This is a genomic window from Streptomyces sp. SID5910 (assembly GCF_009862125.1).
Classification (GTDB): Bacteria; Actinomycetota; Actinomycetes; order Streptomycetales; family Streptomycetaceae; genus Streptomyces.
Window position 1 is genome coordinate 1 of sequence record NZ_WWHX01001005.1, and the last position, 8,767, is coordinate 8,767.

Here is an 8,767-nt window from a genome sequence, read left to right on the forward strand (position 1 = left end):
GTGTTGTTGCCGACGAGGTCGTAGTTGCCCTCCTCGGTGTAGAACTTCACCGCGAAGCCGCGCGGGTCGCGGACCGCGTCCGCGCCGCCCAGCGAGTCGGCCACGGTGGAGAAGCGCAGGAAGACCTCGGTGCGCTTGCCGACCGTGCTCAGGAAGTCGGCGTGCGTGAAGCCGGTGACGTCGTCGGTCACCTCGAAGTGGCCGTAGGCGCCGGAACCGCGGGCGTGCACCACGCGCTCCGGGATGCGCTCGCGGTTGAAGCGCGCGAGCTTCTCCAGCAGGTGCTGGTCCTGGATCAGGAGCGGGCCGCCGATGCCGGCGGAGGCGGAGTTCTGGTTGTCGGCGACCGGGGCGCCGGACTCTGTCGTGAGCACGCGCTGCGACATCGGGGACCTTCCGTGCGAGGGGTCAGCGGAAAACTGTTTCCGCTTCGTGGAGCCTAAGTTTGGGGTGCCGAGCACGTCAACAGTTTGTTGAAGTGGGTTCCGGGCGGCGCCGCCGCTCGGGCGCGACAGGACAGGTGTCAGCGGCGGCGCCACCCGGAGGTCTCGGGGCGGGGTGCGTCAGACCTGGGCGCCGGAGAGGCGCTCCACGGCCCGCAGCAGGGCCGAGTGGTCCAGGCCGCCGTCGCCCTGGGCGCGCAGCGACGCGACCAGCTGGGCCACCACGGCGCCGACCGGCAGCGCGGCACCCACGTTGCGGGCGGCGTCGGTGACGATGCCCATGTCCTTGTGGTGCAGGTCGATGCGGAAGCCCGGCTTGAAGTCGCGGGCCAGGAAGTTGTCCTTCTTCCGCGTCAGCACGGTCGAGCCGGCCAGGCCGCCGTTGAGGACGTCGAGGGCGGCCTTCAGGTCCACGCCCGACTTCTCCAGGAAGACCACGGCCTCGGCGCACGCCTGGATGTTCACGGCGACGATGAGCTGGTTGGCGGCCTTCACGGTCTGGCCCGAGCCGTGCGGACCGCACAGCACGATGGTCTTGCCGAGGGCCTCCAGGATCGGCTTGGCCTCGTCGAAGTCGGCCTGCTCACCGCCGACCATGATGGACAGGACGGCCTCGATCGCGCCGGCCTCGCCACCGGAGACGGGGGCGTCCAGGACGCGGATGCCCTTGTCCTTGGCGGCCTTCGCGAGGTCCACGGAGGTCTGCGGGGTGATCGAGGACATGTCGACCAGCAGCGCGCCGGACTTCGCGTTCTCCAGGATGCCGTCGGGGCCGTAGGCGATGGCCTCGACCTGCGGCGACGCGGGCACCATGGTGACGACGACGTCGGCGTCGCGCACGGCCTCGGCGATCGAGCCGGCCGCGGTGCCGCCGGCGGCGGCGAGGCGGTCCAGCTTGTCCTGCTCCAGCGTGAAGCCCGTGACCTGGTAACCCGCCTTGATCAGGTTCTCGGACATGGGGGAGCCCATGATGCCGAGGCCGATCCACGCGATCTTGGGGAGGTTGCTCATGATGGGTGCCTCTCGAAAAAAAGATTCAGGGGTGTCAGCGGGCGGCGCGGGCTTCGCGGGGCAGCCAGTCGAAGGCCTCCGCGCTCGGGCGGTCGCCGGGCTTGTACTCCAGGCCGACCCAGCCCTGGTAGCCGGCCTTCGCCAGCTGGTCCAGCAGCTCCTCAAGGGGGAGCGAGCCCGTGCCCGGGGCGCCGCGGCCGGGGTTGTCGGCGATCTGCACGTGACCGGTCTTCGCGGTGTACGCGTCGATCACCTGCGGGAGGTCCTCGCCGTTCATGGACAGGTGGTAGAGGTCCATGAGGAACTTGGCGTTGCCGAGTCCGGTGGCCTCGTTGACCTTGTCGACGACCTCGATCGCGGCCGGCGCCGACACCAGCGGGTACAGCGGCGACTCGGGCTTGTTCAGCGCCTCGATCAGCAGGACCGCGCCGATCCGGTCGGCCGCGCGGGCGGCCAGGACCAGGTTCTCCAGGGCGAGCCGGTCCTGCTCGGCCGGGTCCACGCCCTCGACGCGGTTGCCGTACAGGGCGTTGAGCGCCGTGCAGCCCAGCGACTTGGCGAAGTCGGCGGCCACGTCGATGTTGGCGCGGAACCGGTCCGACTCCTCGCCCGGCACGGACAGGGCGCCGCGGTCGGGGCCCGGCAGCTGTCCGGCGTAGAAGTTCAGCCCGGTGAGCTGGACGCCCGCGTCCTCGATCGCCTTCTTCAGGGCGTCGAGCTCGGACTGCTCGGGGGTGGGGGAGTCGATCCAGGGCCACCACAGCTCGACCGCGGTGAAGCCGGCCGCGGCGGCGGCCGCGGGGCGCTCCAGGAGCGGGAGTTCCGTGAAGAGGATCGACAGGTTGACGTTGAAGCGCTGATCTGCGAAGCCCATCGGGTGCCGCGCTCCCTTCCGTTTCGTTCGTTGTTCCGCATTACGGAAGTTCGTTTCTGCGTAATGGAAGATTGCCGAAGTCGGGCGCAGCTTGTCAAGAGGGGGCGGCGGAAAACGGTCACCCCGCGTTAGGTTGACCGGGTGCGATTGAGAGTGGAGTTCACGACCGAACCCTTCGACCTCGACGAGGCGCCCGCCCACGCGGTGGTCGCCCGGGAGGTCGTCGAGGCCGCGGAGCTGGACGAGGTCGACGTCGGCCCGTTCGGCAACACCGCCGAGGGCGGCGCCGACACGGTGCTCACCGCCGTGGACGCGCTGCTGCGCCGCTCCCTGGAGGCCGGCGCCACCCGGATCTCCCTCCAGGTCAACGTGGTCGAGGAGGGCGAGCGGTGACCGGCCCCGGCGAGGAGCCCTTCATCGCGGCCGTGAAGCCCCTGGTCGACGCCATCGGCGGCGAGATGCTGCCGCCGGACGAGGCGGGCCAGGACGACGTCGTGCTCACCTGGGAGGGCGCCGACGTCGTCGCCGTGCGCCTGCCCCAGCTCGCCGACTCCCTGGACCACATCCTCGCCGCCATGGAGCGCCGGCAGGGCAGGCCGCTGGCCGAACTCGACCGCAGGACCAAGCAGGAGGTCGTGCGTACCCTGGAGGCGCGCGGCGCCTTCTCCGTGCGGCACGGCGTGGAGACCGTCGCGGGCGCGCTGGGCGTCAGCCGCTTCACCGTGTACAACTACCTCAATCGTGAGAAGGGCGCCTGACCTGCACAGGAGCCGCACAGCACGCGCCGCCGTCCGGTCACCGGGCGGCGGCTTTTGTTACCCCGAATTTTCAACAAAGTGTTGACGCGTTGTTTCCAAAGGCGTTAGCTATCGGCACGCCCGTTCAGCACAAGGCCACGGAGGCTCCCGTGACGTCCACTTCCGCGTCGGGCCTGGCCCGTTTCAACGCCCTCGAGGAGACCGCGGCACTCGCGGAACTCCACGAGGCGTGTGCCGCCACGGCGTGGGCCCGGCAACTGATCAGCGCCCGCCCCTTCACCACCCCCGAGGACCTCTATGCCGCGTCCGACGCCGCCATGGCCGAGCTGACCGCGGCGGACCTGGCGGAGGCGATGGCCGGGCACCCGCCGATCGGCCGCCCCAAGCCCGGCGACCCCACCTCCTCCCGCGAGCAGGCGGGCATGGCCGGGGCCTCCGAGGACCTCAAGGCGGAGATGCTCGAACTCAACCTGGCCTACCAGGAGAAGTTCGGCCACGTGTTCCTCATCTGCGCCACCGGCCGGACCGGCGAGCAGATGCGGGACGCGGTCAAGGAGCGGATCGGCAACTCGCCCGAGCAGGAACGGGAGATCGTCCGCACCGAACTGGGGAAGATCAACCGTATCCGGCTGGCCCGGCTGCTCGACGCCGCCTGACCCGCCGCAAGCCGACCGACGTCGCTGCACACCGCAAGAGGACTTCGCATGAGCACCGATACCACCGCTTCCGTGTCCACGCACATCCTGGACACCAGCGTCGGCCGCCCCGCCGAGGGCGTCGCCATCCACCTCTCCGCCCGCGGCGGACCCGAGGCGGACTGGCAGACGCTCGGCGGATCCGCGACCGACGCGGACGGGCGGTGCAAGGACCTGCCGGCACTGCCGGAGGGCACCACACACGTACGGCTCGACTTTGAGACCGAGACGTACTTCGCCAAGAAACAAGCCGCGGCCCAGCAGGACGCCCCCGCGCTCCGGGACAGCGAGAACGGCCGGCCCGTGTTCTTCCCCGAGGTCACCATCACCTTCGCGGTGGTGCCCGGCGAGCACTACCACGTTCCGCTGCTGCTCAACCCGTTCGGCTACTCCGTTTACCGAGGGAGCTGACCGACACATGACCCGTTTCGTCCTGGGACAGAACCAGTACGGCAAGGCAGAGAACCGCGTCGTAAAGATCACGCGTGACGGCGACACGCACCACATCAAGGACCTGAACGTCTCCGTCGCCCTCTCCGGCGACATGGAGGAGGTCCACCGCAGCGGTTCCAACGCGAACGTCCTGCCCACCGACACCACCAAGAACACGGTGTACGCCTTCGCCAAGGAGCACGGGATCGAGAGCGCCGAGGACTTCGGCGTCAAGCTCGCCCGCCACTTCGTGGACAACACCGACTCCATCGCCCGGGCCCGCATCCGCGTCGAGGAGTACGGCTGGGAGCGGATCGAGACCTCCAAGGGCGGCGCCCGCTTCGTCGGCTCCGAGGAGATCGCGCACTCCTTCGTCCGCAAGGGCCAGGAGACCCGCGTCGCGGAGATCACCTACGACGGCCACGGCATCCAGGTGCTCTCCGGGTTCAAGGACCTGACCGTCCTGAACACGACCAACTCCGAGTTCTGGGGCTACCTGAAGGACAAGTACACCACCCTCAAGGAGGACTACGACCGGATCCTCGCCACCACCGTCTCCACCTGGTGGCGGCACAACTGGGACGGCGTCGACTCGCACGCCCCGGACTGGGACCGCTCGTACAACGGGGTGCGCAAGCACGCGCTCCAGGCGTTCGCCGAGACCTACTCGTACTCGCTCCAGCAGACCCTCTTCGAGATGGGTGTGCGGGTGCTGAACAGCCGCGACGAGGTCGACGAGATCCGCTTCTCCATGCCGAACAAGCACCACTTCCGCTCGGACCTGTCGCCCTTCGGGATCGACAACGAGGCCAAGGACGGCGCCGTGTACTACGCCGCCGACCGCCCCTACGGCCTGATCGAGGCCACCATCCTGCGCGACGGCGCCGAGCAACTCATCCCGGTCGACATGACCAACCTCTGACGCGGGACGCGCGCCACCGGCCCGGCCACCTGGGGCCGGTGGCGCGCCACACCGGAGGGAACACCATGGCACAGCCTGCAACGGAGCCGGCGAAAGGCTCCTGTTCCACCCCGCCGGTGCACATCGAGGACGCCGTCACGTCCGTGCACCCGGTGGACGAGAAGCTCCACCCCTCGCGGCTCGTCCCCGCCGCGCTCCAGCACATCGCCGCCATGTACGCGGGCGTTGTCACTCCTCCGCTCATCATCGGCCAGGCCTGCGGACTCGACCTGGAGTCCCGCACCCGGCTCATCGCCGCCTCGCTGCTCATCGCGGGCGTCGCGACCCTCCTTCAGACCCTCGGCGTCAAGGGCTTCGTCGGCAACCGGCTGCCCTTCGTCAACGCCGCCTCCTCGGCCGGCATCGCGCCCATCCTCGCCATCGCCGAGACCAACTCCAAGGGCGACCAACTCCCCGCGATCTACGGCGCGGTGATGGTCGCGGGCGTCTTCTGCCTCGCCGTCGGCCCCTTCTTCGGACGGCTGCTCAGATTCTTCCCGCCGCTGGTCACCGGCGTGGTCATCACCCTCATCGGCGTCACGCTGATGCCGGTCCCGGTCGGCTGGGCCCAGGGCGGCGACAAGACCGCCGCGGACTTCGGCTCGATGCGCAACCTCGCGCTCGCCGCGTTCACCCTCGGCGTCATCCTCGTGATGCAGCGCTTCGGCAAAGGCTTCTTCAAGCAAGTGGCCCTGCTCTTCGGCCTGTTGATCGGCACCCTGGTCGCCATCCCCTTCGGCATGGCCGACTTCAGCGCCCTGAGGACCGCACCGGTCGCCGCGCTGCCCACCCCCTTCGCCTTCGGCGCCCCCGAGTTCCAGCCCGCGGCCATCCTGTCGCTGTGCATCGTGATGCTGGTCCTGATGACCGAGTCCAGCGCCGGCATGCTCGCCCTCGGCGAGATCTGCGACCGCCGCGCCGACGCCAAGGTCATCACCCGCGGCCTGCGCACCGACGGCCTCGCCACCCTGCTCGGCCCCGTCTTCGGCGGCTTCCCCACCTCGGCCTTCGCGCAGAACGTCGGCGTCGTCTCCCTGACCCGGGTCCGCAGCCGCTACGTCGTCGCCGTCGCCGGCGCGACCCTGCTCGTCCTCGGTGCCTTCCCGGTCCTCGGCGCGGTCGTCTCCCTGGTCCCCATGCCGGTCCTCGGCGGCGCGGGCATCGTCCTCTTCGGCTCCATCGCCGTCAGCGGCATCCGCACGCTGTCCGAGGCCGGACTGGACGACAGCTCCAACATCATCCTGGTCGCGGTGGCGCTCGGCGCGGGCATCATCCCGCTGGCCGCACCGACCTTCTACGCCGACTTCCCGGCCTGGGCGCAGACCGTGCTCGGCTCCGGCATCAGCGCCGGCGCGATCGTCGCGGTCGCCCTCAACCTGTTCTTCCACCATCTCGGCACCCGGAGCGGCAGCACGGTTCCGGCACTCAAATCCTCCTAGGGTCCTGCCGTGCCCCCCTCGTGGGTACCCATACCGCCCACGGGCCGCACCGAAGACAAGGAAGCAGCATGGCAGCATCATCGGCAGCCGAGCGCACGGTCATCGAGAACTGTGCGATCGCCACCGTGGACGCGGGCGACACCGAGTACGCCTCCGGTCACGTGGTGATCGCGGGCAACCGGATCGAGTCCGTCGGCGCGGGACGGGCACCCGAGGGCCTTCAGAACGTGACCGGCCGGATCGACGCGACCGGTCACCTGGCCACCCCCGGCCTGGTCAACACCCACCACCACTTCTACCAGTGGATCACCCGGGGCCTGGCCACCGACCACAACCTGTTCAACTGGCTGGTCGCGCTGTACCCGACCTGGGCGCGCATCGACGAGCCGATGGCGTACGCGGCGGCCCAGGGCTCGCTCGCGATGATGGCCCGCGGCGGCGTCACCACCGCCATGGACCACCACTACGTCTTCCCGCGGGGCTCCGGCGACCTGTCCGGCGCGATCATCCGCGCCGCCCGCGAGACGGGCGTCCGCTTCACCCTCGCCCGCGGCTCCATGGACCGCGGCGAGTCGGACGGCGGGCTGCCGCCGGACTTCGCCGTGGAGAGCCTGGACGACGCGCTCGCCGCCACCGAGGCCACCGTCCGCGAGCACCACGACGCCTCCTTCGACGCGATGACCCAGGTCGCCGTCGCACCCTGCTCGCCCTTCTCCGTCTCCACCGAACTGATGCGCCAGGGCGCCGAGTTGGCCAGGCGCCTCGGGGTGCGGCTGCACACCCACGGTTCGGAGACCGTGGAGGAGGAGAAGTTCTGCCACGAGCTGTTCGGCATGGGCCCGACCGACTACTTCGAGTCCACGGGCTGGCTCGGCGAGGACGTGTGGATGGCGCACTGCGTCCACATGAACGACTCCGACATCGCCGCCTTCGCCCGCACGGGCACCGGCGTCGCGCACTGCCCGTCCTCCAACGCGCGCCTCGCCGCCGGCATCGCCCGCGTCCCCGACATGCTCGCCGCCGGCGTCCCGGTCGGCCTCGGCGTCGACGGCACCGCCTCCAACGAGTCGGGCGAACTCCACACCGAACTGCGCAACGCCCTCCTCGTCAACCGTCTCGGCGCCCACCGCGAGGCCGCGCTGAACGCCCGCAAGGCGCTGCGGCTGGGCACCCACGGCGGCGCGCAGGTCCTCGGCCGCGCGGCCGAGACCGGCTCCCTGGAGGCGGGCAAGCTCGCCGACCTGGTGCTGTGGCGGATGGACACGCTCGCCCACTCCTCCATCGCCGACCCGGTGACCGCCCTGGTCTTCGGCGCCGCCGCCCCGGTCACGGCCTCGTTCGTGAACGGCCGCCGGATCGTCGAGGACGGCAGGCTGCTCACCGTCGACGAGGACGCCATCGCCCGCTCCACGCGGAGCGAGGCACAGCGACTGGCGCGGATCGCCGCGCAGGGCTGAGCACGACCGAAAACCCAAGTTCTCCGGCTGGGAGGGACGGCTCCCGGCCGGTAGCCGTGGACCCGAGCGGGGTCCATGGCGGCCGTCTCCGGGGCGTGTGCCCATGCACACGCCCCCGGAGCGGTCACCGTTTCACGCAACCGGAACGGTCCGTCCCGGTCCCGCACGACCAACTGCACCACCTCCCTGACAGATACGTCGACGCCGACGTGTAACCGACCGGAGGAACGCCGCCGTGGCCGACCACCCTGTTGACGAGAAACTCCCGCCGCTCAAGATGGCGACGACCGGCCTGCAACATGTGGCCGCGATGTACGCCGGAGTCGTGGCCCCGCCCCTGATCGTGGGCGCGGCCATCGGCCTGAGCGCCACCGAGCTCACCTTCCTCACCGGCGCCTGCCTGTTCACCGCGGGCCTCGCCACCTTCCTCCAGACCCTCGGGTTCTGGAAGATCGGAGCCCGTCTCCCCTTCGTCAACGGCGTCACCTTCGCCGGTGTCGCTCCCATGACCGCGATCGTCGCCTCGACCGACGACAAGTCCGACGCCCTGCCGATCATCTTCGGCGCGGTCATCGTCGCCGGCCTGCTCGGCTTCCTGGCCGCACCCGTCTTCTGCAAGGCGATCCGCTTCTTCCCGCCGGTCGTCACCGGCACCGTGATCACCCTGATCGGCATATCCCTGCTGCCCGTCGCCTTA

General features: G+C 70.3%; 11 protein-coding genes. 8 read left to right on the forward strand and 3 right to left on the reverse strand.

Going from position 1 to position 8,767, the window contains the following annotated elements; genetic code table 11:
* From GTW67_RS35710 to GTW67_RS35720, 3 genes are all read right to left on the reverse strand, one after another.
* Positions 1–386: catalase (locus tag GTW67_RS35710; RefSeq protein WP_161168863.1), on the reverse strand; the 386-nt coding region annotated here is incomplete at its 3' end.
* A 177-nt stretch (positions 387–563) separates the two neighbouring features.
* Positions 564–1,454 (reverse strand): 2-hydroxy-3-oxopropionate reductase, encoded by an 891-nt coding sequence (locus GTW67_RS35715; RefSeq protein ID WP_161168864.1) that lies wholly within the window; start codon positions 1,452–1,454, stop codon positions 564–566.
* Between the two features lie 34 nt (positions 1,455–1,488).
* Positions 1,489–2,328 carry a TIM barrel protein gene (locus tag GTW67_RS35720; protein WP_161168865.1) on the reverse strand — a complete coding sequence of 280 codons (840 nt, stop codon included), beginning with the start codon at positions 2,326–2,328 and terminating at the stop codon, positions 1,489–1,491.
* Between the two features lie 141 nt (positions 2,329–2,469).
* Here GTW67_RS35720 and GTW67_RS35725 point away from each other — a divergent pair, with 141 nt between their 5' ends.
* The 8 genes from GTW67_RS35725 to GTW67_RS35760 form a co-directional block, all read left to right on the forward strand.
* Positions 2,470–2,721 (forward strand): YkoF family thiamine-binding protein, encoded by a 252-nt coding sequence (locus GTW67_RS35725; RefSeq protein WP_161168866.1) that lies wholly within the window; start codon positions 2,470–2,472, stop codon positions 2,719–2,721.
* Positions 2,718–3,086 carry a helix-turn-helix domain-containing protein gene (locus GTW67_RS35730; protein ID WP_161168867.1) on the forward strand — a complete coding sequence of 123 codons (369 nt, stop codon included), beginning with the start codon at positions 2,718–2,720 and terminating at the stop codon, positions 3,084–3,086. Before GTW67_RS35725 ends, GTW67_RS35730 begins: the two co-directional genes overlap by 4 nt.
* Before the next feature lie 149 nt (positions 3,087–3,235).
* Positions 3,236–3,742: a 2-oxo-4-hydroxy-4-carboxy-5-ureidoimidazoline decarboxylase gene (gene uraD, locus GTW67_RS35735; RefSeq protein WP_161168868.1), complete on the forward strand. Its 507-nt coding sequence runs from the start codon at positions 3,236–3,238 to the stop codon at positions 3,740–3,742.
* Positions 3,743–3,790: 48 nt separating this feature from the next.
* Positions 3,791–4,192, forward strand: a complete 402-nt coding sequence (gene uraH, locus GTW67_RS35740) for a hydroxyisourate hydrolase (protein WP_161168869.1) — start codon at positions 3,791–3,793, stop codon at positions 4,190–4,192.
* Positions 4,193–4,199: 7 nt separating this feature from the next.
* Entirely contained in the window at positions 4,200–5,135 is a 936-nt protein-coding gene (gene pucL / locus GTW67_RS35745; protein ID WP_161168870.1) for a factor-independent urate hydroxylase, read from the forward strand.
* A 65-nt stretch (positions 5,136–5,200) separates the two neighbouring features.
* Entirely contained in the window at positions 5,201–6,613 is a 1,413-nt protein-coding gene (locus GTW67_RS35750) for a nucleobase:cation symporter-2 family protein (protein ID WP_161168871.1), read from the forward strand.
* A gap of 68 nt (positions 6,614–6,681) precedes the next feature.
* Entirely contained in the window at positions 6,682–8,070 is a 1,389-nt protein-coding gene (locus GTW67_RS35755) for an 8-oxoguanine deaminase (RefSeq protein ID WP_161166471.1), read from the forward strand.
* A 235-nt stretch (positions 8,071–8,305) separates the two neighbouring features.
* The coding region (locus tag GTW67_RS35760) for a solute carrier family 23 protein (RefSeq protein ID WP_346010824.1) at positions 8,306–8,767 on the forward strand (462 nt) is incomplete at its 3' end.